Raw genomic sequence first — 26,358 nt, forward strand, 5'->3', positions numbered from 1 at the left:
CTGCCGCCCGCCGGCATCAAAGCCATGTTTTGGTTGGCCGCCGCGATGTTCGCCAGCGGCTGGGCCGGCTTGAATATCGTGATTCCGCCGGGCTATGCCAGTCCGCTGTGGCCGCCGGCCGGTATCGCGCTGGCCGCGTTGCTGATCTGGGGCCGCCGCTTGTGGCCCGGCGTCTGGTTAGGCGCGACCGCGACCCAGTTTCTGGCGATCGCCGACTTTACCGAACACTATTCGCTGGTTTCGGCGCTGACCGCGTTGGTGATAGGCGGCGGCAGCACCTTGCAGGTGTTGGCCGCCTGCTATTTATCCGCGAAATACCTGGAACCCGGACTGCCGAAATTGGACAGCCCGCGCTCGATACTCGGATTCTTTGTGCTGACCGCGCCGCTGGCCTGCTTGATCGCCCCGAGCGTCGGCGTTGCCGCGCTATTCGCCGCGCAATTCATGCCACCCGAGCAGTTGGGAAGCGCTTGGCGTAACTGGTGGATAGGCGACTGTCTCGGCGTTACCGTCGTCACGCCGCTGTTGTTGTGCTGGTTCGGGATGCCTCGCGAACTCTGGCGGCCGCGCGGGATCAGCGTCGCGCTGCCGTTGCTGGCCGCGTTGTTGGCTTTGGTGCTGGTTTTCGTTCAGGTGTTTCGGGCCGAGCAGGCTCGCATCCAGGTGGCATTCGATAACCGTGCCGGCGAGATCGAGCGCTTGTTGACCGAGTACGCCGCCAATGTACTCGACAATACCCTGGCCCTGCGCGATGTGTTCGTGGCGTCCGAGGAGGTGACCCGCCGCGAGTTCGCGGTGTTCGCCCAAGGCATCTTGTTGCGCCATCCGGAGATTCAGGCCCTGGAATGGCTGCCGCTGGTCAAAGCGGCACGGTTGGCCGCCTTCGAAACGTCGGTGCGCGCGGAAGGTTACCGCGAGTTTCGAGTGACCGAGCGCCGGCCCGACGGCTCGCTGGCGCCGGCCGAATTACGTCCGGAATATTGTCCGGTTGCGTTTATCGAACCCATGCCGGGGAATCAGGCCGCCTTCGGCCTGGATTCCTGCGCCAATTCGGCTAGTAAAGCCTCCAAGGATTACGCTCGCGAAACCGGCAAGATTAGCGCCTCGCCACTTTTGAATTTGATTCAGGATACCGCCGGTTTGCCGGGCATACTGGTATCGGCACCGCTGATCAAGCAAGCATCGAGCATCGATGCGCCGGTATTCGAGGGCTATATATCGGCGGTGCTTCTGCCGGCCAAAATGGTCGACATCGTCACCCAGGGTTTGAGTTTGGACGAATTCGGTTTAAAAATCGAAGATCTTGGCGCTCCGGAAACCTTGGCGGTGTTGTTCGCCAAACCCATCGACAGCCTGACCGGCAAATACGCTCTGAAAGAGTGGCACCATCGCTTTGCATTCGCCGACCGAACTTGGCAAATCACGGTCAGTCCGGGTAGCGGCTTCGTGGCAGCGCAAGGCTCGTCGCTGCCCTGGATTACCTTGATCGGCGGTTTATGCTTCGCCAGTTTGCTGAACGTGTTGCTACTGATCGTCAGCGGCCGCACCGCTCACGTCGAAGCCTTGATCGAGGAACGCACCGACGAATTGGAAAACGCCGTCGCCGAATTGCAGTCGGCCGCGGCCAAGGCCCGAGAATCGGAAGTGAAGTTGCGCACCATCGTCGATTCCGAGCCGGACTGCGTGAAACTGCTGGATACCGCCGGCCGTTTGTTGCAGATCAATCCGGCCGGTTTGGACATGATAGGCGCCGAGAGTCTGGAACAGGCGCAAGCGCTGGATTTGGCCGAACTGATCGTGCCCAAGTACCGCGCCGCTTTCGAAGGCTTGAGTCGGCGGGTGTTTGCCGGCGTATCGGGAACCTTGGAATTCGAAATTATCGGCTTGAAGGGCCGCCATCGCTGGCTGGATACTCATTCGGTGCCGATGCGCGACGCCGAGGGGCGGATCACCGCGCTGCTGGGCCTAACCCGCGACATTACCGAACGCAAGCGCGCCGAGGAACATTTGCGGCTGGCGGCCAGGGTGTTCAGCGATGCCCACGAAGGTATCCTGATTACCGACGCCAACGCCAATATCATCGATGTCAATCCGACCTTTTGCGACATTACCGGCTATAGCCGCACCGAAGTCCTCGGACAAAATCCGAGGTTTTTGCAAAGCGGCAAACACCCAACCGATTTCTACGCGGACATCTGGAGAACCCTGCGGCTCAATTCGTATTGGCGCGGCGAGTTGTGGAACCGGAAGAAAAACGGCGAACTCTATGCCGAACATCTGACGATCTCGGCATTGTGCGACGCCGACGGCAATACCAGCCACTATATCGGCCTGTTCTCGGACGTGACCCACGCCAAGCAGCAACAGCAATTGCTGGAGTTGATCGCCCATTACGATCCGCTGACCGGCCTGCCCAACCGGATTTTGTTCGCCGACCGGCTGAACCGGGCCATCGCCCACGCCAAGCGCGAACCGTCGCTGCTGGCGATCTGCTTCCTGGATTTGGACGGTTTCAAGCCGGTCAACGATCAGTTCGGCCACGACGCCGGCGATCGGGTGTTGGTCGAAATTGCCGAACGCATCAAGGGCGGCATCCGCGAGGAAGACAGCGTGTCCCGCCACGGCGGCGACGAATTTGCGTTATTGTTGGGCGGCATCGAGTCGGTCGAACAATGCGAACAAGCGATATTGCGCATCCACCGGGCGATCTCGCAACCCATCCTGATCGACGACCAGCCGGTCGAGGTCGGCGCCAGCACCGGATTCACGGTGTTTCCACTGGACGACGCAGACCCGGATACCTTGTTGCGCCATGCCGACCAAGCTATGTATCAGGCCAAAATGGCCGGCAAGAACTGCTTCCGCCTGTTCGATACCAACCGCGACCAGCAAATCATTCACCGCAATCTGCGCCTCAAGGAAATCGAGGAAGCGTTTGGCGCCGGCCAGTTTTGCCTGTACTACCAACCCAAGGTCAACATTCAAACCGGTCGGGTGACCGGCGCGGAGGCCTTGCTGCGCTGGCGGCATCCCGAGCAAGGCTTGGTGCCGCCGCTGAGCTTTCTTCCCGCCATCGCCTCCACCGAACTGGAAATCCGGATCGGCAATTGGGTGATCGCCGAGGCTTGCCGACAACTCGCCGACTGGCAAGCGCAAGGCTTGAACTTGGAAGTCAGCGTCAACGTTTCGTCCTACCATCTGTTGTGGCCCGGTCTGTACGAGCACATCGAGGCGACGCTGGCCCAATATCCGGCGGTCGACTCGACCTATCTGCAACTGGAGATCCTGGAAAGCACCGCGCTGGACGATTTGACCGCGGTCAACCGTACCGTCAGGCATTGCCGCGAGGAGTTGGGCATCAGCATCGCGCTCGACGATTTCGGCACCGGTTACTCGTCGCTGACCCATTTGCGGCACTTGTCGGTGGATACCGTCAAAATCGACCAAAGCTTCGTCCGCGACATGCTGGACGATCCGGACGATTATGCGATCATCGAGAGCGTCATTGGGTTGAGTCAGGCGTTCCGGCGTCGGGTTATCGCCGAGGGGGTCGAAAACCCGGATCACGGTACCGTCCTGTTGTTGATGGGTTGTCAATTGCTGCAAGGCTACGCCATCGCCAGGCCGATGCCTGCCGCCGATCTGCCGGCCTGGATCGCCGCCTACCGCCCGTATTCGGAATGGCGGCATTACGCCAATGCCGGTTTGGCGCCGGATCGGGCCCTGGTCGAGATCCGCAAATTCGACACCCGCCACTGGCTGGCGCATCTGCGAGACAGTTTGAATGCGGAATCCGGTGCCGACCGGCATTGGCCGATATTGAATCCGCGTAAATGCCATTTGGGCCGTTGGTTGAAACAGGCCAAGGCAGGGAACAAACACAGTCAGGCCTGGTTGAACCAAATAGAGGTCCTGCACCAGGAACGTCATCGCTTGGCCAGCGACTTAAAACATCGCTACGATGCCGGCGAAATCGCGGTCGCTCGCAACGGGTTCGAGCAAGTGCGGGCCGTCCACGATGCGCTGTACGCGCTACTGGTCGCCGAACCCGAACCGGACACCGAGGACGCTTGATCATGGATGGCTTGCAACTCAAGGATATACATTTGCCTAGCCCGGTCGGCTATTGGCCGCCGGCACCGGGTTGGTGGCTGCTGGCAATAGTGCTGCCGGTGCTGGTTTGGGCGAGTTTCCGGTGGTACCGGCGCCCGCGCCGCCGCGCCGTCGTTAAAACCGCGCAAGCGATGTTGACGGCGATTCGCGACGATGCCGGAATGGACGATCGCCAAAAGCTGGCCGCCCTGTCGGCGCTGTTGCGGCGAGTGGCGATCAGCCGCGATGGGCGCGAATCGGTCGCCGGATTGCACGGCGACGCTTGGCTACGCTATCTGGACGCGAGTCTGGCCGACCGGCCGTTCAGCGAGGGCGAAGGCCGCTGCTTGGCCGACGGGCCTTACCGGCCGTCGGCGCCGGTCGACGACATTGCCGCCGTCGCCGCGCTATGCGAGCGCTGGCTGAAACAACGAGCGAAATCCTCATGATCGAATGGCAATGGCCCTGGCTGCTGGTTTTGCTACCGCTGCCGCTGCTGATCAGAATCGCGTTGCCGGCCCGGCCCATGGATAGACAGGCCGCGCTAAAAGTACCGTTTCTCGACGAGTTCGGCGGCGGCGACGCCCGCATCGTCAGTGCGCGTAGCCCTTGGGCGCTGCGCATCGCGGCAATCGCTTGGCTGTGTTTGATTTTGGCCGCCGCCCGGCCGTTGTGGCTAGGCGAACCCTTGGAACAGGCCGTCAGCGGCCGCGATTTGATGCTGGCCGTCGACGTATCCGGCAGCATGCAAGAAGAAGATTTTTTTATCGGTAAACGCCGGGTCGACCGACTGACCGCGATCAAGCAGGTGGCGGGCGAATTCATCCGGCGCCGGGCCGGGGATCGGCTCGGATTGATCTTGTTCGGCACTCAGGCCTATTTACACGTGCCGCTGACCTTCGACCGCAAAACCGTGCAGACTTTGCTGGACGAAGCCTTCATCGGGATTACCGAGGACGATCCGAAAACCTCCATCGGCGATGCGATTGGCTTGGCCGTCAAGCGCCTGGAACAACAGCGAGACGACAGCCGGGTCTTGATTTTGCTGACCGACGGCGCCAATACCGCCGGCGAACTGACGCCGTTGAAAGCCGCCGAAATAGCGGCCGAACACCATTTGAAAATTTACACGATAGGCATAGGCGCCGACGAAATGGTGGTGCGTAGCCTGTTTGGCAACCGCCGGGTCAATCCGTCCGCCGACTTGGACGAAACGACGCTGACCGCGATCGCAGAGGCAACCGGCGGCCGCTATTTTCGGGCGCGCGATACCGAAGAGCTGGATCGCATTTACCGGTTGTTGGACCAGTTGGAACCGGTCGAAAAGGACAAGCAATATTTCCGGCCGCGCCGGGAACTCTACCATTGGCCGTTGGGGTTAGCGCTGTTACTGAGCGCCGGCTTGGCGACCGGTTATTTGCGGCGCGGCTGACGGAGACTTGAGCGATGATCGATTGGTCTAACTTTCATTTTCTACGTCCCTGGTGGTTGTACGCTTTATTGCCGGCCGCGATCTTGCTGGGACTGCTTTGGAAGCGCCGCTTGGGGCGCGGGGCATGGCGGGCGTTTTGCGATGCCGAGTTACTGCCGTTCATCTTGCAAGACCAGCCGGCGACGGGCCGGAATTACCGTTTGCCGCTGGCCGCGGCGGTTGTGTCGCTGACCGTGGTCGCGCTGGCCGGCCCAACCTGGCAACGTTTGCCGGGTCCGGCCTTCCGCAACGAATCGGCGCTGGTCATCGCGTTGGATTTGTCGCGATCGATGGATGCGACCGACATCAAACCCAGCCGCATCGCCAAGGCTCGCTATAAAATCGCCGATCTGCTCAAGCAGCGCAAGGACGGCCAGACCGCGTTGCTGGTCTACGGCGGCGATGCGTTTACCGTGACGCCGCTGACCAACGACGTCGCGACCATCGATAGCCAATTGACCGCGTTGACCACCGACATCATGCCCAGTCCCGGCACCAACGCCGGCGTCGCCATTCGCAAGGCCGCCGAATTGTTACAACAGGCCGGCCTCGCCCAAGGCCATATCCTGCTGGTCTGCGACGGCATCGATAGCGACAGCGCCGCGCTGGCGGAACAATGGTTGGGTCGCTATCGCCTGTCGGTGCTGGGCATCGGCACCGGCGACGGCGCGCCGATTCCGGTCGGCGGGGGCGGATTCCTAAAGGACGCCGACGGCAATATCGTCGTCGCCAAGCTCGATGCCGGCGCGCTGCAAGCCTTGGCCGACGCTGGCCGAGGCCTGTATCGACCGGTCGGCGCCGGCGATGAAGACGTCGAGGCATTGAGCAAGTTGTTCAATAATCCGAACACTACCGAGCCGCTGACCGGCACCGAATTGATGTTGCAGCAATGGGACGAAACCGGCCCCTGGTTGGTTTTGCTGCTGCTGCCTTGGGCTGCCTGGCAGTTTCGCAAGGGCTTGTTATTTTGGGCTGCCTTGGCGCTATTGCCGGCCTGGCCGGATGACGCCCACGCCCTGGACTGGCAAAGTTTGTGGCGCACGCCGGATCAACAGGGCCGGCAAGCTTTCGACAGCGAACAATACGACGCGGCGGCGAGCCGTTTCGAAAACCCGGAATGGCGCGCGGCGGCCCAATTTAGGGCGGGTCAATATCGGGAAGCCGCCGAAACCTTGAAATCGGCCACCAGCGCCGACGGCCATTACAACCGGGGGAACGCGTTGGCTCGGGCCGGCGATTTGTCCGCGGCGCTGGAAGCCTATCAACAGGCACTGAAATTGCAGCCGGATCATGCGGATGCCCGCTACAACAAAGAATTGATAGAGAAGCAATTGGCTCAACAACAACAACCGGAAAACTCGTCCGATTCCAAGCAAGACTCCACGCAAGCGCAACCCGGCGCTCAAAACCGGCAACAGCCGGGGTCGAAGCAGGATGATGCCGGCCAATCGCCGCGCCCCGACCAACAAGGCCAGCCCTCGGACCCGGCGGCGGGTAACGAGAAGCGCCAGTCCGACACCCAATCGGCGCAAGCCGACGATCAACAGCGCGACGACCCGAGCGAAAAGTCGCGGGAAGCCTCGCCGCAATCCGCCGACTCGGCCAAGCCGCCCGAATCGACCGAGCCGGGTCGGGAGCTTACTCAACCGACCGCCCAGCCGGATCAAGCCGGCGAACGCGACGAAACCGAGCGGGCCAACGCCCAGTTGCTGAAACGCATCCCGGACGAACCGACCGGCCTGCTCAAGCGCAAATTCAAATACCAGTACGGTCAACGCAACCCGGCGCCGCGCGACGCGCCGGGTTGGTGAGCGCCGTGCCCTCCCGTCACTAGGATCGTGCGACGCTCGGAATGAAACCATAACGATGGACATAGGACTGATCCTGTTATTAATTGTCGTCAACGGCCTGTTCGCGATGTCGGAAATGGCCTTGGTATCGGCGCGTAAGGCCAGGCTGCGCAAACTGGCCGCCGAGAAGCGGGCCGGCGCCGAAGCGGCGTTAAAACTGCACGACGAACCGTCGCGGTTTTTGTCCACGGTGCAGGTCGGCATCACCGGTGTCGGCATCTTGAACGGCGCGCTCGGCGAGGACGCCTTGACCGCGCCGATCGCCGGCTATTTACAACAGTTTCCGCTATTGGCGGACTATGCCGACTCGATCGCGCTGTTGGCGACGGTCGCGGTGATTACCTATTTCTCGGTGGTCGTCGGTGAGTTGTTGCCCAAGCGTCTGGCCTTGCTGCGGCCGGAAGCCATCGCCGCGCGGGTGGCGCGGCCGATGAACCTGATCGCGCTGTTGGCCAGTCCGCTGGTTTGGTTGCTGTCGTCTTCCAGCAATCTATTGCTGAAACTGCTGCGGGCTGATCGGACCCCGGAAGCCGCCGTCACCGATGAAGAGATCAAGTTGTTGATGGAAATCGGCGCGGAATCCGGCGTGTTTCATGCCGAAGAGCGCCACTTGGTCGGCAACGTGTTGCAACTGGATGCCCAACAAGTCGGCGCGGTGATGACGCCGCGTCAACGGATCTACGCCATCGACCTGACCGATGACTTAGCCGTCACCCGCGCCAAGCTGGCCGATTGCCCGTATTCGCGCGCGGTCGTGTGCCGGGGCGGCCTGGACGAGGTGATCGGCATCCTGCAACGCAGCGAACTATTGAAGGCGGCGATGAACGGGCTCGCCTTCGATTTGGTTTCCGGATTGCACGCGCCGATCTACGTTCCGGAATCGCTGACGCTGACCCAGTTGTTGAAGCGCTTTCGCGAAACGCGTAGCGATCTGGCGCTGATCGTCGACGAATACGGCGACATTGAAGGCCTGGCGACGCTGAGCGACGTGTTGAAAGCCATCGTCGGCGACTTGCCCAGTCCCGAGCTCAATCTGGACAGCGAAGCGGCGCAACGCGCGGACGGTTCCTGGCTGATCGACGGCCGCTTGGCGATACAACGCATGAAAACCCTGACAGGCATCGATATGCCGCTGCCAGGCGAAAACGATGGCGATTACCACACCGTCGGCGGGTTCATCCTTTATTATCTGGAAGACCTGCCCAAGGTCGCCGATGCCTTCGAATACGAACGTTGGCGTTTTGAAGTGGTCGATATCGACGGCACGCGCATCGATAAGGTGCTGATCGCCGAGGTGTCGCGGCCATGACGCCCTCCACACACCGCCGGCCCAAGTCCGGCACCGACTCACTCGGTGGAACCGCCGGATGGCGGGTCGCTACCCGATCAATTACCAGGAATAGGTCAATGCCCATCAATCCTCGTTTCTCTCGTTACGCCCGTTTGTTGAACGCCGCGCTGTTGGCTTTGGCCTTGGTCCCGGCCGCGCGAGCCGAGTCCGGCCAAGCGGTGACCGCCACGCCGGCGCTGTTGAAGCTGTTGAAAATCGCCGAAATCAAACCCGTCACGGTCAGCGAGTCGCTGAGATTGTCGGCGCGGGTGGAACTGGACCAGCATCGGGTTGCCAAGATCGGCGCCACCGTGACCGGCCGGGTCACCGAAATCAATGCGATGCTGGGACAAGTCGTCACCAAGGGTGAGCGCTTGGCCTCGCTGAACAGCACCGAACTCAGCCAAGCTCAATCCGAATATCTCAAGGCCAGCTCGCAAGTCAATTTGCGACGCCTGACCGTGCAACGCGCCGAGCGCTTGCACGACAGCGGGGTGCTGGCGGAAGCCGAGTTGCTGGAACGGCGCGGCGTGCTGACCGAAGCCGAAGTCGATCTACGGGCGGCGACCGACCGCCTGCGGGTGCTGGGCATGAGCGACGGCGATTTGAAACGCTTGTCCCAGCAACGGGTCATCGATTCGTTTTCGCCGGTGACTTCCAGTATCGCCGGCGTCGTCATCGAGCGTAACGTCGCGGTTGGACAGGTGGTGCAGCCGGCGGACAGCCTGTACACGGTGGCCGACTTGTCGCATTTATGGTTGGTGGCCGAAATCCCGGAGCAGCAGGCGTACTGGGCTAGGCAAGGCGATCAAGTTCAAGCCGAGGTGCCGGCCCTGCCGGGCCTGGAAGTCAGCGGCAAGTTGATTTACGTGGCCGATTTGGTCGATCCCGATACCCGCACCGTCACCGTGCGCATGGCCTTGGCCAATCCGGAACGCTTGTTCAAGCCGCAAATGCTGGCCACCTTGAAAATCAGTAAGCCGGACACCCAATCCCTGGTGGTGCCGAGCCGGGCCGTGGTCCGCGAGACCGATCGGGATTATGTATTCGTGCGTCTGGCCGGCGACCGCTTCGAACTGCGGCCGGTGCAACTGGGCGCCGAACAGGCGCAGCAACGGCCGTTGTTGTCCGGTCTGAACGCCGGCGAGCATATCGTCGTCGACGGGGCTTTTCATTTGAACAACGAGCGCTTGCGTAGCGCGTTGGAGTAAACCATGGTCAACGGACTGATCGAAGTCGCGCTGCGACAACGGATTTTGGTGGCGGTACTGGCGGTGGCGCTGATCGGCTTCGGTGCCAGAGCCATGCAAAAGCTGTCGGTGGACGCATTTCCCGACGTAACCAATATCCAGGTGCAAATCGCCACCGATGCCACCGGCCGTTCCCCCGACGAAGTCGAGCGTTTGGTGACGGTGCCGCTGGAAATCGCGATGGCCGGCTTGCCGGGCCTGGAAGAGATGCGTTCGCTGAACAAAAACGGCTTGTCGCTGATCACGCTGATTTTCAGCGACAGCACCGAAGTGTATTTCGCCAGGCAATTGGTGATGGAGCGGCTGATCGAGGTCAAGCAGCAAATGCCGGACGGCGTCAATCCGGTGTTGGGTCCGGTGTCCACGGGGCTGGGTGAGGTCTATCAATACACGCTGGACCGCGACGACGACGGGGAACGGCCTTTGTCCGTGGATGAATTGCAGTTACGTCGGGAGACTCAGGATTGGGTGGTGCGGCCGTTGTTGCGCGGCATTCCCGGTGTCGCCGAAATCAATTCCCAGGGCGGTTACGTCAAGCAATATCAGGTATTGGTCAACCCGGATCGTCTGCACCATTACCGGATCAAGCTAAACGACGTTTTCGACGCACTGGCCCGTAACAACGCCAACAGCGGCGGCGGCGTATTGCCGCATTATGCCGAACAATATCTGATTCGCGGCGTCGGTCTGATCAACGATGTCGACGACATCGGCGGGATTGTGCTGAAGGAAGACAACAGCGTGCCGGTCCACATGCACGACGTCGCCGACATCAAGATCGGCCACGAAGTCCGGGTCGGCGCGGTCGTCAAGGACGGTTACACCGAGGCGGTCGGCGGCATCGTGATGATGCTGCGCGGCGGCAACGCCAAGGAAGTGGTCGGCCGGATCAAGGCGCGCGTCGCCGAAATCAACGCCAAGGGCATGCTGCCGCACGGTCTGAAAATCGTGTCGTATTACGACCGTAGCGATTTGGTGGATGCCGCGCTGCACACGGTCACCAAGGTGTTGATGGAAGGCATCGTGTTGGTCATCATCGTCTTGTTCCTGTTTCTCGGCGATGTGCGCTCCAGCTTGATTGTCGTCGCCACGTTGATCGTGACGCCGCTGGTCACCTTTATCGCGATGAACAAACTCGGTTTGTCCGCCAATCTGATGTCGCTGGGCGGCTTGGCCATCGCGATCGGATTGATGGTGGACGGTTCGGTGGTGGTGGTGGAAAACGCGTTTCGGCTGCTCGGCGAGCGCAAGGGCCGCGCCACCAGCCGGGTCAGGGTCGTCGAAGCCGCCACGCACGAAGTGGCGACGCCGGTATTGTTCGGGGTCGGCATCATCATCCTGGTATTTCTGCCGCTGATGACCTTGCAAGGCATGGAGGGCAAGATGTTCGCGCCGTTGGCGTACACGATCGCGATCGCGCTGTTGGTATCGCTGATTGTGTCGTTGACGCTGTCGCCGGTGTTGTGCGCGTTTTTTCTGGAAGGCCACGACGGCGAGCACGACACGCGCTTGATTGCGTTCTGCAAGCGCCAATATTTGCGTATCCTGAATCTGGCCTTGGCCAACCGTCTCAAAGTCGTGGCCGTCGCGGTCGGTATTTTCACGGCGACGCTGGCCTTGCTGCCCTTCCTCGGTACCTCGTTCATTCCGGAAATGAAGGAAGGCTCCATCGTGCCGGGCATCAATCGCATGCCGAACATTTCGTTGGAAGAGAGCATCAACGTCGAAATGCAGGCGATGAAGATGGTGCTGGGCATTCCCGGCGTCAAAAATGTGGTCAGCGGCGTCGGCCGCGGCGAGAGTCCGGCCGATCCGCAGGCGCAGAACGAATCGACACCCATCGTTACTTTGAAACCGCGCGAGGAATGGCCGGCCGGCTGGACCCAGGACGATATCGCCGACGCGATGAGCGATGCCTTGAACGCCAACCTGCCCGGCATGCAAGTGGTCATGGCGCAACCGATATCCGACCGGGTGGACGAAATGGTCACCGGCGTACGTTCCGACGTGGCGGTCAAGGTGTTCGGCGACGATTTGGTCGAACTGAAACGGCTGGCCGATGCGATCGCGGTCGCGGCCGGCGGCGTCGCCGGCGCCCGCGACATTCGAGTCGAACGGATGACAGGCCAGCAATATCTGAATATCACGATCGATCGCCAGGCCATCGCCCGTCACGGCCTGAATGCGTCCGACATTCACGACGTGATCGAAACCGCGATCGCCGGCAAGGTCGCCACCGAAATATATCAAGGCGAGCGGCGCTTCTCGGCGGCGGTGCGCTTGCCGGAGAATTTCCGCAACGATATCGCCGCGATCGACAATCTGATGTTGACCGCGCCCAACGGCGCTCGCGTCCGGCTGGGCGACGTCACCGAGATCAGCTTGAACGACGGCCCGGCGCAAGTCAGCCGGGAAATGGGCAAGCGCCGCATCGTGGTCGGCATCAACGTTCGCGATCGGGATTTGGGTGGTTTCGTCGCTGAGTTGCAGCAAACCATTTCGGCCAAGATCGCGTTGCCGGAAGGCTATTATCTGCAGTGGGGCGGTCAATTCCAGAACATGGAGCGGGCCTTGGGCCACTTGCAGTTGATCATTCCGATCACGATCGCGGCGATTTTCTTTTTGTTGTTCATGCTGTTCCAGTCGTTGCGTTTTGCCGCACTGATCATCCTGGTGTTGCCGTTCGCGTCGATCGGCGGGATCATCACGCTGTTCGCGACCGGCGAATATTTGTCGGTGCCGGCCTCGGTCGGTTTTATCGCCCTATGGGGTATCGCGGTATTGAACGGCGTGGTATTGATTTCCTACATTCGCGGTTTACGCGCTAGCGGCATGACCCAAGCGCATGCGATCCGCCAGGGCTGCGAGCAACGTTTCCGGCCGGTGATGATGACGGCGACCGTGGCCTTGCTGGGTCTAGTGCCGTTTCTATTTGCCACCGGGCCCGGTTCGGAAGTCCAAAAACCGCTGGCCATCGTCGTGATCGGCGGCCTGATCAGCTCGACGCTGTTGACGCTGGTGGTGTTGCCGGCCTTGTACGGCTGGTTCGACGACCGTAGCGACAGCCGCAAACCTTTTTCGATGCATTAATTTCCGGAAGCCTACGATGTTGACTCGCCTAGGCCGGCGCGCCGGCTTATTTTTTTTGTTGATGCTGATCGCCACGCTGTCGCGGGCCGCCGACATCCAGGTGTCGGTCAGCCGCAACCCGGTGGCGATGAACGAATCGTTTCAAATCGTGTTCAGCGCCGAGGATGAACCCGACGGCGAGCCGGACTTCGGGCCGTTGCGCGACCATTTCGAGATTCTCAACCAGCAGCGCAGTTCCAGTTCCTCCTGGGTCAACGGCAAAAGCAGCCGCAATGAGCAGTGGATATTGAACGCGATGGCCAAGCAGGCCGGCGAGTTGTTGATTCCGCCGATCCGGTTCGGCGCCGACAGTAGCCGGCCGCTGAAAATTGTCGTGTCCGCTTCCGCGGTCGATCCCCAGCAGGATGGCGATCTGTTTCTGGAGGTGACGGCGACGCCGGAAAAGCCCTACGTGCAATCGCAGGTCATCTATACCTTGAAACTGTTCCGGCGCGTGCAAATTACCCAGGCCAGCCTCGGCGAGCCGGAGATCAAGGACGCGCTGGTCGAAAAATTGGGCGAGGACGACAGTTACACGACGCAGGTCGACGGCGTCGACTATTGGGTGACCGAACGCAAATACGCGATTTTTCCGCAGCAGAGCGGCTTGTTTACGATTGCGCCGCTGACGCTGAACGCCGAAGTCGTGGCCGGCGGCCGGCCGCGTTTCAACGGCTTCTTCAATCGGCCCAGTACCGAAACCCGCCGGGTCACCTCCAAGCCGGTCACATTGAACGTGTTGCCGGTACCGGCCGGGTTCGCGGGCAACTGGTTGAGCGCCGAACATCTGGAATTGCGCGAGCAATGGTCCGATCCCGGTCGGCACGCCAAGGTTGGCGAGCCGCTGACCCGCACGATCACACTGACCGCTCGGGGCGCCACGGTCGGTCAGTTGCCGGAATTGACCGATAAGGCCGCGATCGACGGCGTTAAGAGCTATCCCGACCAGCCGCTGTTGAAGGAAGACAAGCTGACCGACGGCCTGACCGCGCTACGCGAGGAGAAAGTCGCGTTGATTCCGTCCAAACCCGGCCGCTACACCCTGCCTCCCCTGGAAATTCCCTGGTTCAACACCCGTACCGGCAAAATCGAGAGCGCTCGGCTACCGGCCGCGACGATCATTGCCGAAGCCGGCGCCGGCGAGACCGCGCCAACCGGCTCGCAACCACAGACCAGCGCGGACGCAACCATGCCGATGATGCGTGTCGAAACGGTGGTCGCCTCGGATAGCGAGTTACGCTTTTGGCGGGCGGCGACGGTCGTCTGCGCGCTAGGTTGGCTGGCTACCGGAATTTGGGCATGGCGCCGTCGAGCCGGTGCGGTGGCGGAAAACCGCGTCAAACCGGTGCCGGCCGGCGAGTCGTCGCTGGAACGCAACTTGAAGCGGGCGTGCTGGGAAAACAATCCGCAAGCCGCCAAGCAGTGCTTGCTGCAATGGGGCCGTCAGCGCTTCGGTACCGACAGCCTGTCCGGGTTGGCCGACCAACGTAGTGCGATGCTGGCCGAGGAAATCGAGGCCTTGAACCGATTGCTTTATTCCGGTGGGGAAGCCGATTGGCAGGGGCGTGCGCTTTGGGAGGCTTTCATCGCGGAATCGCCGGCCGCGCCGGTTCAGTCCGGGGTGGACGACGGCCTGGAGCCGTTGTTTAAAATCCGCGACTAGGCCTGATGCCGGCCTCAATCGCGTCGGCGCAAATGATCGCGCGCCAGGTATAACGCGGCGATCGAACGGGCCTCGCTGCACTCGCCGCTGGCCAGCAAGCTGTCGATCCGCGCCAGCGGCCACGGTACCACTTGCAGTTCTTCCGGCTCGTCGCCGACCAGTTTTTCCGGATAAAGTTGCTCGGCCAGGATGATGTCTATCGTGTGCTCCAGATAGGCCGGCGCCAGGGAAACCTGATGGAGATGCCGTAAACTGGCCGCGCCGTAACCGATTTCTTCCTTCAATTCCCGATTGGCGGCGCTGAGCATGTCCTCGCCGTCGTCCAGCTTGCCCTTGGGCAGCCCCAATTCGTAGCGGTGCAAACCGGCGGCGTATTCCCGGACCAACAGCACCGTGTCGATATCCAACATCGGCACGATCAACACCGCGCCGCAGCCGGTGCCGCCGCGCGCCAGGCGTTCGTAACGGCGGCGGACGCCGTTGCTGAATTCCAGCTCCAGCGCTTCGACGCGGAACTGGCTGGTCTGAGCGACCACGGTCTTGTTGAGAATTTTCGGTCGGTTCGGCATGGCTGCGGGTCGGCGTAAGGTCTTGAGTCACTATAACCCAGACCCGCCGACCGCCGGCAAGAATTTAGCCGGCGTCCGCCAGCGCGACGATGGCCGGCAGGCGGACGCCGGGGCGCTGGCGGAAACCCAATACCGGCGTGATGCCGCTTGTCAGCAAGGTTTGAATTTGACTCTCGCTCAACACGGTTTCTGCGCCGGCCTGCAACACGGTTTCGCCTTGTTCGCTGTAGGCAAACACCGGTATCTCAGGGAAAGCCAAGTCTTCCGGTTCCGGGTTGGCCTTTAACAAGGCCTGCGCGCACAAAAACGCCGGATTGCCCCAAAGTAGCTCTTCGACCGCCGGCGGTAGAGCGCACTCCTCGAACGCCAGACTTTCCAGCGGATCGCGTTTGGCGCCGTAGGGCAAGCGCATCAAATAGCGCGGATAAGCCAGTACGACGCGGTCGGTGGCGATGTCCAGGCTAGGCGCGTGGCGGGTCAGCGCGGCTTCGGCCCAGTCTGCCGCGATGCCGCCGATCGCGCATCCGTCCAGGCTCGCCGCCAGATCGGCGTAAGCGGCTAGCAGTGCCCGATCCGCGTCGCCCAGGCCGAAGCGGTGATCGATCAACACCATGGACGAACGGTCGTCCTCGCGGCGGCGGGCATGTTCGACGATAGCCGCGGCGGTTGCCGCGTCGAACGCCACTGGATCGGCATCGACCAAAAACAGCCGATGTTCGCCTTCGGCCGCGGCGCCGACCAAGTTCCGAGTGGCGCGCCATAGGGCTTCCATATCCTGAAAGGCTGGGGCGTGCAAGACGCCGCGCAGATATTGGCCGACCACGGCGTCGATCAAGTCGGCCAGGGCGGTGTGTTCCGGTAGGGCAGCCCGACTGACGTGCGGCGCTACCAAGCCGTCTATCCAACCGGTGAGCTTATCGGTCGGCACCGACGCGGCTTCCGAGGATCGGCCGAGCAGACGCCGTAAGGTTTCGTCGTCGCTTTCGCCGCCGGTCGGCGCGGTCGCTGGCGGCGGGGTTACGGCCGGCGCGATCGGCAGATACTGGCGGATTGCCGCCGAGGCCAACTCGGCGGTTGCCGGATTGTTCAAGCGAGTTTTCAGTTCGCTCAAATCGGCGAGTAGCGCTATCCGTTTCAGCCAGCGGTCGGGATGAAAATCGTCCAGCTCGGCAAACGGCAACGTCTGGCCGCCGGTAACCGTCACCGTCGGCGCCAATTCCGCCAAAACCTGGTCGAAATTGTCGAGGTCTATCGCAATGGGACGCCCGGCGCCGGATCGGCCGGAGTAGCGCCCGAGCAGATAAATGCAACGGCCGTCGCCATCCTCGATGCGGCGCGATGTTGGCCGGTTCCAGCCCAGATTGAATTCGATACGGCCGGTCATGTCGTTGCTCCTAGTACTGGTTGTTGGATTTTGGCCCGACGGGCCGTCACGGATGGGTGCGGTCTATAAGTCTGGACCAATTCGGCGAATTCGTCCGCTTGAGGTCGCGAAGATGGTCAGGCGCGACGGATTTAGTTAACATCGCGGCCGGCTCGGGGGCTTCCCGGCGCAACTAAAAGTTGAGAGACGATGCTGGATTGGCGAGAAATCGATACCGTGCTATTGGACATGGACGGCACGCTACTGGACCTGAACTTCGATAATCATTTCTGGCAGGAATTCGTGCCGTTACGCTACGCCGAATTGCACGGCTTAACGCTGGAGGCTGCCAAAGTGGCATTGGCGCCCCGATTTAAAGCGATGGAAGGCAAACTGGAATGGTATTGCCTGGACTACTGGAGCGAAGAGTTGAACTTGAATATCGCCGGTTTGAAACAGGAGTTGGCGGGTTTGATTGCCGTGCATCCGCATGTCGTCGAGTTTTTGGAAGCGGCGCGCGGCCGAGGCGTGTACTTATTGCTGGTGACCAACGCCCATCGCGACAGTTTGAGTCTGAAAATGGAAAAGACCTGTTTGCACCGTTTTTTCGATCGTATCGTCAGTTCGCACGATGTCGGGTTGGCCAAGGAACAATGCGGATTCTGGCAGCGACTGCAGGATCAGCATGTCTTCGAAAAGCAGCGGACCTTGCTGGTCGACGATAGTTTGGCGGTGTTGCGTTCGGCGGCGGCGTTCGGGATTGCTCATCTGGTCTCGATCAGCAAGCCGGATAGCCGCCGGCCGATACGCGAGATTACGGAGTTTCCGGCTGTGGAAGATTTTCGGGCGCTGATGCCGGGGCTGTTGTAGCGGGCTGGCCGTGCTCGCGGTGCGGACGCGGCGGCCGGCGGTCGCGTTCCGGTTTATCGCCGCGCGGCGGCCGCTTGCCGTGGGCCGGCACGCGTTCGCGCGGCTCGCGCCGTTCCGGCTTGATCACGTCTTCGATCAGCAATTCCTGGTCGATGGCCCTAACCGGCACTTTTTCGCCGATGTAATCTTCGATGTCGGGCATCGAGTAGGCATATTCCTCGCAGATAAAGCTGATCGCTTCGCCGCTGGCGCCGAAACGGGCGGTGCGGCCGATACGGTGTACGTAATCCTCGACATCCTGCGGCAGATCGTAGTTGAACACGTGCGACACATCGGGAATATGCAAGCCGCGCGCCGCGACATCGGTGGCGATCAGCAAGGTGACCCGGTTTTCCTGGAAGTCGTTGAGCAGGCGCTGACGCTTTTCCTGCGGCACGTCGCCGCTCAGCATCGCTACTTTGTGGCCGTTGGCTTGCAGATAATCGTCGAGCTGTTCGGCGCAACGCTTGGTGTTGACGAACACGATGCTGCGCACCGGCTGGTGGGTTTTCAACAAACCCAGCAATAGCGGAATTTTCTGATCGTTGGCCGGACAGAACGCGAACTGATTGATGGCCTTGGAGGTGACTTCCTCGGTCTCGATCTTGACCATAACCGGGTTATTCATGTGTTCGTAGGCGAGTTCGGTCACTTTGTAGGACAGTGTGGCCGAAAACAACAGATTCAAACGCTTTTCCGGCGGCGGCATCCGGCGTAGCAGGAAGCGAATGTCCTTGATGAAGCCCAGATCGAACATCCGGTCGGCTTCGTCCATCACCGACACCTGAATATTGTCGAGCGTGAATGCGCCTTGCCGGTAAAAGTCGATAATGCGCCCCGGCGTGCCGATAATGATGTCCACGTCGGTTTTCAGTTTATCGAGTTGCTTCTGGTAATCGGTGCCGCCGTAGATCAGCGCGAATTTCAGATTCAGATAGCGGCTGAGCGCCAGGGCGTCCTTATGAATCTGGATTGCCAGCTCACGGGTCGGCGCCAAAATCAATGCTCTGGGGTTTTTGATCTTTTCGCTTTCGTCGTTGATCAAACGCTGAAAGGTCGCCAACAAAAACGTGGCGGTCTTGCCGGTGCCGGTTTGGGCCTGGCCGGCGACATCGCGGTCGCGTAGCGCAATCGGCAGGGCTCTGTCCTGGATCGGCGAGCATTGGATGAATCCGGCTTCTTTCAAACCTTTGATAATGGAGTCGGACAACTCCAGGTTGCTAAAACGGGTTTCCGTCAAAATTGTTTTTTTCATAACGCGATAGAATACCGTAAAAGCCGTGGCGTTTGAAATCGATTGACAATCGAAGCGGGACGAAACTATAGTCTTGACTTTGCAAACTATTGGAGATTGGCGTGAGTGACCTAGTCCTTCATGTATCGGACGCGGAGTTTAACGATACCGTATTGAAAGCCAGCGGGCCGGTTCTGGTTGATTATTGGGCGGAATGGTGCGGCCCTTGCAAAATGATCGCCCCGGTTCTGGACGAAATCGCCTCGGAATACCAAGGTAAGCTGACCGTGGCCAAACTGAACATCGACGAGAACCCCAAAACTCCGCAACATTACGGCGTGCGCGGCATCCCGACGCTGATGATATTCAAGGGTGGCGAGATCGAAGCCACTAAGGTCGGCGCGCTGACCAAATCCCAATTGGCTGCCTTCATCGATAGCAACCTCTAATTTACCGTATTCGACGTTAACCGGACCGCTGACAAATTAAGTTTGCTAAGTCCGGTTATTGCGCTAGAATTCCCGGCAGCGTATACCCCACACGCGCCTTAGCCGCCCGAACTCAAAATTCCAACAACACACTTACCCCCGCTGTAAACGGCATTCTGCTGCTTTACGTGTTCTTTTTTCCCTAAAACATCATGAATCTTACCGAGTTAAAACTTAAACAAGTCAGTGAAATCATCAATATAGCCGAGTCCCTAGGACTGGAAAACATAGACAGAGCCCGAAAGCAGGAATTGATCTTTTCGATCTTGAAGAAACAGGCTAAAAGCGGCGAGGATATATTTGGCGATGGGGTATTGGAGATTTTGCAGGACGGTTTTGGGTTTTTACGCACCCCCGGCGCATCTTATTTGGCCGGCCCCGACGACATTTACGTTTCGCCCAGCCAGATCAGACGTTTCGGGTTACGCACCGGCGACACGGTAAGCGGCAAGATCAGACCGCCAAAAGAAGGCGAACGCTATTTCGCGATGCTGAAAGTCGAAAGCATCAACTTCGAATCTCCCGAACAATCCAAAAACAAGATTTCCTTTTCCAACCTGACCCCTCTGTTCGCCAATAAGCGTTTTCGCTTGGAGCAAGGTAACGGTACCAGCGAAGATCTTACCGCCCGTATCATCGATTTGGTCGCGCCTATCGGCAAGGGTCAGCGCGGACTAATCGTGTCGCCGCCGAAAGCCGGTAAAACGATGATCATGCAAGCGATCGCTCATGCGATCGCCGAGAAAAACCCGGACTGCTACCTGATCGTATTGTTGATCGACGAACGGCCGGAAGAGGTCACCGAAATGGAACGTTGCGTACGCGGCGAAGTGATTTCCAGCACCTTCGACGAACCGGCGACCCGCCACGTTCAGGTGGCCGAGATGGTGATCGAGAAAGCCCGCCGGTTGGTAGAGCACAAATTCGATGTAGTCATTCTGTTAGACTCGATCACCCGTCTGGCGCGCGCCTACAACATGGTAGTGCCGTCGTCCGGTAAATTGCTGTCCGGCGGTGTCGACGCGAATGCGCTGGAAAAACCCAAGCGCTTTTTCGGCGCGGCTCGAAATATCGAGGAAGGCGGCAGCTTGACGATCATCGCTACCGCGTTGGTCGAGACCGGTTCGCGGATGGACGAGGTGATTTTCGAGGAGTTCAAAGGCACCGGCAACATGGAGTTGCATCTGGAACGTAAGATCGCCGAAAAACGCGTTTATCCGGCCATCAACATCAACCGTTCCGGTACTCGCCGCGAGGAATACTTGGTCGATCCCGACGAACTGCAAAAAACCTGGATTCTGCGCAAAATCCTGCAACCGATGGACGAATTGGCGGCATCCGAATTCCTGTTGGGCAAACTCAAGGATTTCAAAACCAATGCCGAGTTTTTCGATTCGATGAAACGCTAAGCCTCTCGGCCGAGGCGGGGCTCTCGCGCCGCCTCGACGTTGCCGGTATCCGAATATCGCTTTTTCCCGCCGATCTTTGCTATAGTCCGCCCCCAGACTGTTTGGGGGGATGTGTTTTGCAACGCTCAAGTAAATTTCTTGTCCAGTTTTTGCACTTAACTGGACCATTCTGGAACGCCGAAAACAAGGCGCTTAGCCGTAGCCTGACGCTATCTCTCATCGGGTTGACCGTCGCGCAAATCGCTGTATCGGTGATTATTACCGAGTGGAGCGCGCACCTATTCGATGCTCTTGATCAGCATGACATGAGCAAACTCTGGACTCAAGTCGGCGCGATACTACTGATTTTCGTCGCCAACATCGGCATTACCGTTACTCACTTAAAAGTCAAACGCCGCTTGCAACTGGAATGGCGAGCCTGGTTGACCGAAAAAATGCTGGGCCAATGGATGCACAAGGGTCGTCATTATCTCGTTACCCATATTCCCGGCAAGCATGACAATCCTGACGGCCGGATTGCCGAGGATATTCGGATCGCTACCGAATATGCGGTGGATTTGTTTCATACCTTGCTGTACTGCGTGCTGTTGTTGATCAGCTTTACCGAGATCCTCTGGTCCCTGTCCGGCACGGTGACCTTGGATCTACTATTCGTTCAAGTGCCCATTCACGGCCATTTGGTGTGGTTGGCGCTGATCTACGCCGCCACCGCCTCGACCTTGGGCTGGCTGATCGGCCGGCCGTTGATCAAGGCCACCGACAACCGCCAGACCGTCGAAGCCAATTTCCGTTTCGGCCTGGTCAAGGCGCGGGAGAACTCGATGGCCATCGCGCTGATCCATGGCGAACCTCATGAAAAGCAACACTTTCAAACGTTGTTTGCCGACATCGTCGCCGCTTGGCACGATCAAACCAAGGCTTGGGAGAAGATTATGCTGTTCAGCTCCGGTTATTCGGTGCTGACGATGGCGTTTCCGATTCTGGTATCCGCGCCGCGCTACATCTTGGGTAGCATCACGCTCGGCGCGCTGATGCAATCGGCCCAGGCTTTCCAGCACACGGTGTCCGCACTGTCCTGGCCTGTCGACAATATGGGCAAGGTCGCGGAATGGCGGGCCTCGGTGGAACGCGTGCTGGGTTTGAGCCAAGGCTTGATCCAGCTCGAACGCGAAATCGCCAAGCCCGATCCGCACCGCATTCAAATCCAAAAAGGCAGCGACTCGGTGTTGCGTTTTCGCGATTTGTGTATCGCTCGGCTGGACTCCATTGTCTGCATTGCCAATCTGAACGAGGAGGTTCGTGGTGGCGAGCGCATCCTGATCGGCGGCAACGCATTTTCCGGTAACAAGTTATTCAAGGCGATTGCCGGCTTGTGGCCGTGGGGCGAAGGCGTCATCGAGCTGCCCGACGACGAACCCTTAATGTTCATGCCGCCGCGTCCCTATTTGCCGACCGGCACGTTGCGCGATTCGATTTGTTACCCGGCCTCCGGCACCGCCGTCAAGCAGGATGACCTGGAAGCTGCGCTGTTACTGGCCGGCTTGCCGGAATTGATCGAACCTCTCGACAAATTCGACGACTGGGCGAAATCGTTGGAGCGCGAGCAACAACAGCGGCTGGGCATGGTGCGCTTGCTGTTGCACAAGCCGAAATGGATATTGATGCAGGAGGCTTTCGACTCGTTGGATCCGGATGGCGAATTGGCAATGATCAATCTGATTTTCGAAAGATTGCCGAATTCGGCGTTATTGACGATTACCAAACAACCCAATATTCAAGCCTTACACCAGCGTCAAATCACGCTTTGCTAGTCGAATTGCGGCCGCCCGCGCTGGTGGTGAACAAGCACCAGACCAGTCGTTAAGGCTGGGTCCGGCCGGTTGGGCTAAATTTTTTTTGCACAATGATGAGGTTTTTCGCCGCTGAAACGTCTTATCAAATGAAACCCCGAAAAAGCCCGGCCGCATTTCGCCGCCGGACAAGGAAAAACTGGTGTAGTTCATGATAAAACCAAGACGCTCTAATCGCTCCAAAGCCGACGGCGATGCATTGGCCGTTACATCCGACAGCTTTCCATCGGCGCGTTACTTTCAAATACATTTCGAATATTTGCATGAAATGATCGGCGATTTGCGCCAACAGATCGGGCAAGCCAATCAGCAAATCGCCGAACTGCAACGTCAGTTGCGGAGCGATGTCGATTTGGACGAGATGGGATCTGTCGGTTATCAAGGCGAGAGTCAGGCACGTATCGGCCGGCCGGCCGGCTGAGCCGATCAGACCTTGTAACCGTCGCTGTTTTTTTCGACCCAGCGACTCTGCCCGGCTGCCAGGGTTTCCCGTTTCCAAAACGGTGCCCGACTTTTCAGCGCTTCCATGATGTAGCGGCTGGCATCGAAGGCGTCGCCGCGATGCTCGGCCCAAGCCGCGACCAGAACCAGCGTATCGCCTGGTTGCACCTCGCCGACCCGATGAATCACCAAGGTATCCAGCAGTGCCCAGCGCGAGTTGGCGTCGACCAGGATGGCGGCCAATTGCTTCTCGGTCATGCCTGGGTAATGGTGCAATGTCATGCCGATAACGCCGTCGCCGAGATTGAAATCGCGCATGCTACCGACGAATACCGCGGCCGCGCCATATTTCCCAATGTTTTCCGCCAGTTCGAATCGCTCGTAGTCCGCCAATAGCGACCAAGGTTCGAACGTTTGTTCCACGATGCGTATCGTCATGTCAGCCGCCGGTCACCGGTGGAAAAAACGCCACTTCGTCACCGTCGTTTAGCGCGGCGTCGCTAGAGGCATAATCCATATTGATTGCAATCAACATATTGTCAGGCCAGGCCAGATCGGGATTCAGGCGCCGCCAAAGCGCGCCGGCCGAAATCGGGCCGTCCCAAACGAATTCGTCGGCTTGCCGCCCTACCCGATCTTGCAGGCTGGCGAAATAGAGGACTTTAATCGACATAACAATTTTCCGGAGAATACAATACAAGCCTGTTTTACTACACCGAACACCCAGATGCCAGCAAAGCTCTCTCATTTTAATGCCGTCGGCGAAGCGCACATGGTCGACGTCGGTGATAAAGCCGTGACAGAGCGCACGGCTGTCGGCGAAGGCTATATCGCGATGCAGGATTACACTCTGACGTTGATTATGTCCGGCAGCCATAAAAAAGGCGACGTGCTGGGAATTGCCCGAATCGCCGGCATCATGGCCAGCAAGAAAACTGCCGAGTTGATTCCGCTGTGCCACCCATTGTCGCTGACCCACGTCGAGATCCAACTGGAACCGCAACCCGAATTCAATCGAGTTTATTGTCGAGCCACCGTCAAAACTACCGGGAAAACCGGCGTGGAAATGGAAGCCCTGAATGCTACCCAGGTAGCGCTATTGACGATATATGACATGTGCAAGGCGGTTGATCGCGGCATGACGATACAATCGGTACGCTTGGTGGAAAAAATCGGCGGCAAATCCGGCCACTGGCGCCGCGACGAATCCGAAATCGTTTGATGTCGTCGACCTTTGGCGCCAAGCACGCCAAAGGTATGCCGCGTACCACTGTCAAGCTTTCGGAACAGCGCACGAATTTTACTGGTCAAAACGCCTCTCCATGCTATTTTAAACTTCCATGAAGCGCCTAATTTGCTGAACCGCAACTGGAAAAGGTCGGTTACCGATTCAATTGTCGCCAGAACAGGGTAGAATTAGCGAATGATGATGGCGTTGAATTTGGCAATTGGCTGCCGATATGCAAACGACCGTACTATCGCATCAGGAGTTTCAACCGTTTGACCATGACTTTTAAACCACGCGTCTCAATAGATCATCGCCGCCGACCTGCCTGGTTTACGTTAGTGGCTTGCCTCGCGACTTATCAAGGCACGGTTCCAGCGCTAAGTGCGGATGTACCCGCGGCCGCGCCTGTGCTGGAGACCATGCCGCCAAGCCAGGTCAGTCCGCCTACGATTCCGATTCCTGCCGACAATCCTATCGGCGCGATACTGCTCAGCAAACAACACCCTTTGCTGCTGCGCGCCGATTTTAGCCGCGTGAGCGAGCTCGTCAATCAGGTCTACCAGAATAGCCATTTTCAACCGATTTGGTTCTCCGCCACGCGTTCCGAAAAGAATCTGCGCGATTTGATCGATATTTTGAATAATGCGCCTAACGATGCGCTAAATCCGGGCAATTATGATGTCGACCATATCCGGAATTTGATTGGCGGCTTAAGCCCGACCGGAAACGCGATTGCCGGCCACGACGTCGCATTGACGGTGTCGCTAGTGCGCTTCCTGCACGAATTGCGCCAGGGTCAGGTCGAGCCCCGCGAAGTCGGCTATCCGGTGCATATCGCCCCTAAACCAACCTTGGATGTGGCGACCTTGTTACGAGAGCATTTAGATAAGCAGACTCTGCCCGAACTTCTCCAAACTTTCGAGCCGAAAGCCAAGCAGTATCAACAGCTGAAACAGATTCTGAATCGGCTGCGGCAACTGGACCGGCAAAGCGATCTGGCGGAGTTCAAACCCGGACATGCGTTAAGACCCGGCGACCGGCATCCGCAAGTCGCTAATTTGCGTCAACGTTTGGTCGCGCTGGGTGTGGTTGACTCGCTGCAAAGTGGAGACGATACGTATTCTAGCGATTTGGTCGAAGCGGTCAAAAAGATTCAGCAACAGCAAGTGTTGAAGGCCGACGGCGTCATAGGTCCGGCGACACTGGCGGCGTTGAACGCGCAATCCGTCGGCGAAAAAATTGCGCAAATCGAGCTGGCGATGGAACGGGCGCGCTGGATTCCAGATCCCGCCGACGGCCCTATGATAGTCGTCAACATCCCCGCCTTCGAATTGTGGGCGTTTAATTCGACCGACGATGCCAATCCGTTGAACATGAAAGTCATCGTTGGTAAATCCCCGGACAATCAGACGCCGCTACTCTGGGAAGAAATGAAATACCTGGAGTTCATGCCTTACTGGAATATTCCGAAAAGCATTTTCGAGAAGGAAATCTTGCCGAAAACCGCGAATAACGAAGGCTATCTGGCTAGCCAGGATATCGAACTGGTTCGTCACCAAAATAGCGAGGAGCGCGGCGGCGGCAGCTATTTGCGCGCCCGGCAACGGCCCGGCAAGAAAAACCCGCTGGGCCGCGTCAAATTCGTGTTCCCGAACACCGCCGACGTTTATTTGCACGATACGCCGGGCCGGGCGGCTTTCAATCGCCAACGTCGCGACTTGAGTCACGGTTGCGTTCGGGTCGCAGAGCCGGAGCAGTTGGCCGAATTCGTGTTGGGCGATCAACAAGGCTGGGACAAGGAAAGCATTAAATCAGCGATGTCCGCTCCGAAGACTCGCCACGTGACCTTGAAGCGCTCGGTACCGGTGTTGTTTTATTACGGCACCGCGTTCGTCGATCACCAAAACCAGTTGCGCTTTTATCCGGATATTTACGGGCAAGACGAGCAATTGAAAAAAGCCCTACAAAAATTGCAAAACCTGTCGGCGCCGAATGCCGCCGCCAACAATCAATTGGCGGCGAACAAAACCTCGGACCTCCCGACCAATCCGTAATCCGGGATGCCCATAAAAAAAGCGCCTT

At 59.1% G+C, this 26,358-nt stretch carries 20 protein-coding genes; 15 read left to right on the forward strand and 5 right to left on the reverse strand.

Annotation, left to right across the window (positions count from 1 at the left end; translation table 11 throughout):
- The 8 genes from A1355_RS04530 to A1355_RS04565 all read left to right on the forward strand — a co-directional run.
- On the forward strand, nt 1-4,074 hold a 4,074-nt coding region (locus tag A1355_RS04530; protein WP_064025437.1), incomplete at its 5' end, for an EAL domain-containing protein.
- A 2-nt stretch (nt 4,075-4,076) separates the two neighbouring features.
- Nucleotides 4,077-4,541 carry a DUF4381 domain-containing protein gene (locus A1355_RS04535; protein ID WP_082885357.1) on the forward strand — a complete coding sequence of 155 codons (465 nt, stop codon included), beginning with the start codon at nt 4,077-4,079 and terminating at the stop codon, nt 4,539-4,541.
- Complete coding sequence (locus A1355_RS04540; RefSeq protein ID WP_064025439.1) at nt 4,538-5,524, forward strand: vWA domain-containing protein; 987 nt, start codon at nt 4,538-4,540, stop codon at nt 5,522-5,524. The genes A1355_RS04535 and A1355_RS04540 overlap by 4 nt, the downstream gene beginning before the upstream one ends.
- Nucleotides 5,525-5,538: 14 nt before the next feature.
- On the forward strand, nt 5,539-7,374 hold the full coding sequence (locus A1355_RS04545) for a VWA domain-containing protein (protein WP_231883556.1): 1,836 nt from the start codon (nt 5,539-5,541) through the stop codon (nt 7,372-7,374).
- A gap of 55 nt (nt 7,375-7,429) precedes the next feature.
- Nucleotides 7,430-8,722 (forward strand): hemolysin family protein, encoded by a 1,293-nt coding sequence (locus A1355_RS04550; RefSeq protein WP_064025441.1) that lies wholly within the window; start codon nt 7,430-7,432, stop codon nt 8,720-8,722.
- Between the two features lie 98 nt (nt 8,723-8,820).
- The gene (locus A1355_RS04555) at nt 8,821-9,954 is read left to right on the forward strand and encodes an efflux RND transporter periplasmic adaptor subunit (protein WP_064025443.1); all 1,134 of its coding nucleotides are present in this window, start codon (nt 8,821-8,823) and stop codon (nt 9,952-9,954) included.
- A 3-nt stretch (nt 9,955-9,957) separates the two neighbouring features.
- Entirely contained in the window at nt 9,958-13,083 is a 3,126-nt protein-coding gene (locus tag A1355_RS04560) for an efflux RND transporter permease subunit (RefSeq protein ID WP_064025445.1), read from the forward strand.
- Nucleotides 13,084-13,099: 16 nt separating this feature from the next.
- Nucleotides 13,100-14,785 carry a BatD family protein gene (locus A1355_RS04565; RefSeq protein WP_064025447.1) on the forward strand — a complete coding sequence of 562 codons (1,686 nt, stop codon included), beginning with the start codon at nt 13,100-13,102 and terminating at the stop codon, nt 14,783-14,785.
- A gap of 14 nt (nt 14,786-14,799) precedes the next feature.
- On the opposite strand, the gene nudE is transcribed toward A1355_RS04565, so the two are convergent.
- Nucleotides 14,800-15,354, reverse strand: coding sequence for an ADP compounds hydrolase NudE (nudE, locus tag A1355_RS04570; RefSeq protein ID WP_064025449.1), 555 nt, complete (start codon nt 15,352-15,354; stop codon nt 14,800-14,802).
- A 64-nt stretch (nt 15,355-15,418) separates the two neighbouring features.
- Nucleotides 15,419-16,738 (reverse strand): type VI secretion system contractile sheath domain-containing protein, encoded by a 1,320-nt coding sequence (locus A1355_RS04575; protein ID WP_064025451.1) that lies wholly within the window; start codon nt 16,736-16,738, stop codon nt 15,419-15,421.
- Between the two features lie 189 nt (nt 16,739-16,927).
- Between A1355_RS04575 and yrfG the strand changes: the two genes are divergently transcribed.
- Nucleotides 16,928-17,587 (forward strand): GMP/IMP nucleotidase, encoded by a 660-nt coding sequence (yrfG, locus tag A1355_RS04580; RefSeq protein ID WP_064025454.1) that lies wholly within the window; start codon nt 16,928-16,930, stop codon nt 17,585-17,587.
- On the opposite strand, the gene A1355_RS04585 is transcribed toward yrfG, so the two are convergent.
- On the reverse strand, nt 17,532-18,881 hold the full coding sequence (locus tag A1355_RS04585) for a DEAD/DEAH box helicase (protein WP_064025456.1): 1,350 nt from the start codon (nt 18,879-18,881) through the stop codon (nt 17,532-17,534). The two genes, yrfG and A1355_RS04585, sit on opposite strands and share 56 nt — an antisense overlap.
- A gap of 101 nt (nt 18,882-18,982) precedes the next feature.
- On the opposite strand from A1355_RS04585, the gene trxA reads away from it, so the two are divergent.
- The 4 genes from trxA to A1355_RS04605 all read left to right on the forward strand — a co-directional run bounded on the left by trxA (nt 18,983) and on the right by A1355_RS04605 (nt 23,028).
- Complete coding sequence (trxA, locus tag A1355_RS04590; protein WP_064025458.1) at nt 18,983-19,309, forward strand: thioredoxin TrxA; 327 nt, start codon at nt 18,983-18,985, stop codon at nt 19,307-19,309.
- Between the two features lie 191 nt (nt 19,310-19,500).
- Nucleotides 19,501-20,757, forward strand: coding sequence for a transcription termination factor Rho (gene rho, locus A1355_RS04595; RefSeq protein ID WP_064025460.1), 1,257 nt, complete (start codon nt 19,501-19,503; stop codon nt 20,755-20,757).
- A 149-nt stretch (nt 20,758-20,906) separates the two neighbouring features.
- Nucleotides 20,907-22,568 (forward strand): ABC transporter ATP-binding protein/permease, encoded by a 1,662-nt coding sequence (locus A1355_RS04600; protein ID WP_331710110.1) that lies wholly within the window; start codon nt 20,907-20,909, stop codon nt 22,566-22,568.
- A gap of 190 nt (nt 22,569-22,758) precedes the next feature.
- Nucleotides 22,759-23,028 carry a hypothetical protein gene (locus A1355_RS04605; RefSeq protein WP_064025464.1) on the forward strand — a complete coding sequence of 90 codons (270 nt, stop codon included), beginning with the start codon at nt 22,759-22,761 and terminating at the stop codon, nt 23,026-23,028.
- A gap of 5 nt (nt 23,029-23,033) precedes the next feature.
- Here the strand turns inward: A1355_RS04605 and A1355_RS04610 are convergent, their stop codons facing one another.
- Together A1355_RS04610 and A1355_RS04615 are read right to left on the reverse strand one after the other, a co-directional pair.
- Nucleotides 23,034-23,486, reverse strand: coding sequence for a molybdenum cofactor biosynthesis protein MoaE (locus tag A1355_RS04610; protein ID WP_064025466.1), 453 nt, complete (start codon nt 23,484-23,486; stop codon nt 23,034-23,036).
- A gap of 1 nt (nt 23,487) precedes the next feature.
- Complete coding sequence (locus A1355_RS04615; protein ID WP_064025469.1) at nt 23,488-23,721, reverse strand: MoaD/ThiS family protein; 234 nt, start codon at nt 23,719-23,721, stop codon at nt 23,488-23,490.
- 54 nt (nt 23,722-23,775) lie between these two features.
- Between A1355_RS04615 and moaC the strand changes: the two genes are divergently transcribed.
- Complete coding sequence (gene moaC, locus A1355_RS04620) at nt 23,776-24,270, forward strand: cyclic pyranopterin monophosphate synthase MoaC (RefSeq protein ID WP_064025471.1); 495 nt, start codon at nt 23,776-23,778, stop codon at nt 24,268-24,270.
- Nucleotides 24,271-24,695: 425 nt separating this feature from the next.
- Nucleotides 24,696-26,330, forward strand: a complete 1,635-nt coding sequence (locus A1355_RS04625; RefSeq protein ID WP_064025477.1) for a L,D-transpeptidase family protein — start codon at nt 24,696-24,698, stop codon at nt 26,328-26,330.
- Nucleotides 26,331-26,358: the final 28 nt, after the last annotated feature.

The sequence above is a fragment of the Methylomonas koyamae genome (assembly GCF_001644025.1).
Taxonomy (GTDB): Bacteria; Pseudomonadota; Gammaproteobacteria; order Methylococcales; family Methylomonadaceae; genus Methylomonas; species Methylomonas koyamae_A.

Excerpts from the sequence above, each read along its gene's own strand:
- A1355_RS04535 (WP_082885357.1), top strand. The coding sequence starts at position 4,077 with ATGGATGGCTTGCAACTCAAGGATATACATTTGCCTAGCCCGGTCGGC.
- A1355_RS04540 (WP_064025439.1), top strand. The coding sequence starts at position 4,538 with ATGATCGAATGGCAATGGCCCTGGCTGCTGGTTTTGCTACCGCTGCCG.
- A1355_RS04545 (WP_231883556.1), top strand. The coding sequence starts at position 5,539 with ATGATCGATTGGTCTAACTTTCATTTTCTACGTCCCTGGTGGTTGTAC.
- A1355_RS04550 (WP_064025441.1), top strand. The coding sequence starts at position 7,430 with ATGGACATAGGACTGATCCTGTTATTAATTGTCGTCAACGGCCTGTTC.
- A1355_RS04555 (WP_064025443.1), top strand. The coding sequence starts at position 8,821 with ATGCCCATCAATCCTCGTTTCTCTCGTTACGCCCGTTTGTTGAACGCC.
- A1355_RS04560 (WP_064025445.1), top strand. The coding sequence starts at position 9,958 with ATGGTCAACGGACTGATCGAAGTCGCGCTGCGACAACGGATTTTGGTG.
- A1355_RS04565 (WP_064025447.1), top strand. The coding sequence starts at position 13,100 with ATGTTGACTCGCCTAGGCCGGCGCGCCGGCTTATTTTTTTTGTTGATG.
- nudE (WP_064025449.1), bottom strand. The coding sequence starts at position 15,354 with ATGCCGAACCGACCGAAAATTCTCAACAAGACCGTGGTCGCTCAGACC.
- A1355_RS04575 (WP_064025451.1), bottom strand. The coding sequence starts at position 16,738 with ATGACCGGCCGTATCGAATTCAATCTGGGCTGGAACCGGCCAACATCG.
- yrfG (WP_064025454.1), top strand. The coding sequence starts at position 16,928 with ATGCTGGATTGGCGAGAAATCGATACCGTGCTATTGGACATGGACGGC.
- A1355_RS04585 (WP_064025456.1), bottom strand. The coding sequence starts at position 18,881 with ATGAAAAAAACAATTTTGACGGAAACCCGTTTTAGCAACCTGGAGTTG.
- rho (WP_064025460.1), top strand. The coding sequence starts at position 19,501 with ATGAATCTTACCGAGTTAAAACTTAAACAAGTCAGTGAAATCATCAAT.
- A1355_RS04605 (WP_064025464.1), top strand. The coding sequence starts at position 22,759 with ATGATAAAACCAAGACGCTCTAATCGCTCCAAAGCCGACGGCGATGCA.
- A1355_RS04610 (WP_064025466.1), bottom strand. The coding sequence starts at position 23,486 with ATGACGATACGCATCGTGGAACAAACGTTCGAACCTTGGTCGCTATTG.
- A1355_RS04615 (WP_064025469.1), bottom strand. The coding sequence starts at position 23,721 with ATGTCGATTAAAGTCCTCTATTTCGCCAGCCTGCAAGATCGGGTAGGG.
- moaC (WP_064025471.1), top strand. The coding sequence starts at position 23,776 with ATGCCAGCAAAGCTCTCTCATTTTAATGCCGTCGGCGAAGCGCACATG.
- A1355_RS04625 (WP_064025477.1), top strand. The coding sequence starts at position 24,696 with ATGCCGCCAAGCCAGGTCAGTCCGCCTACGATTCCGATTCCTGCCGAC.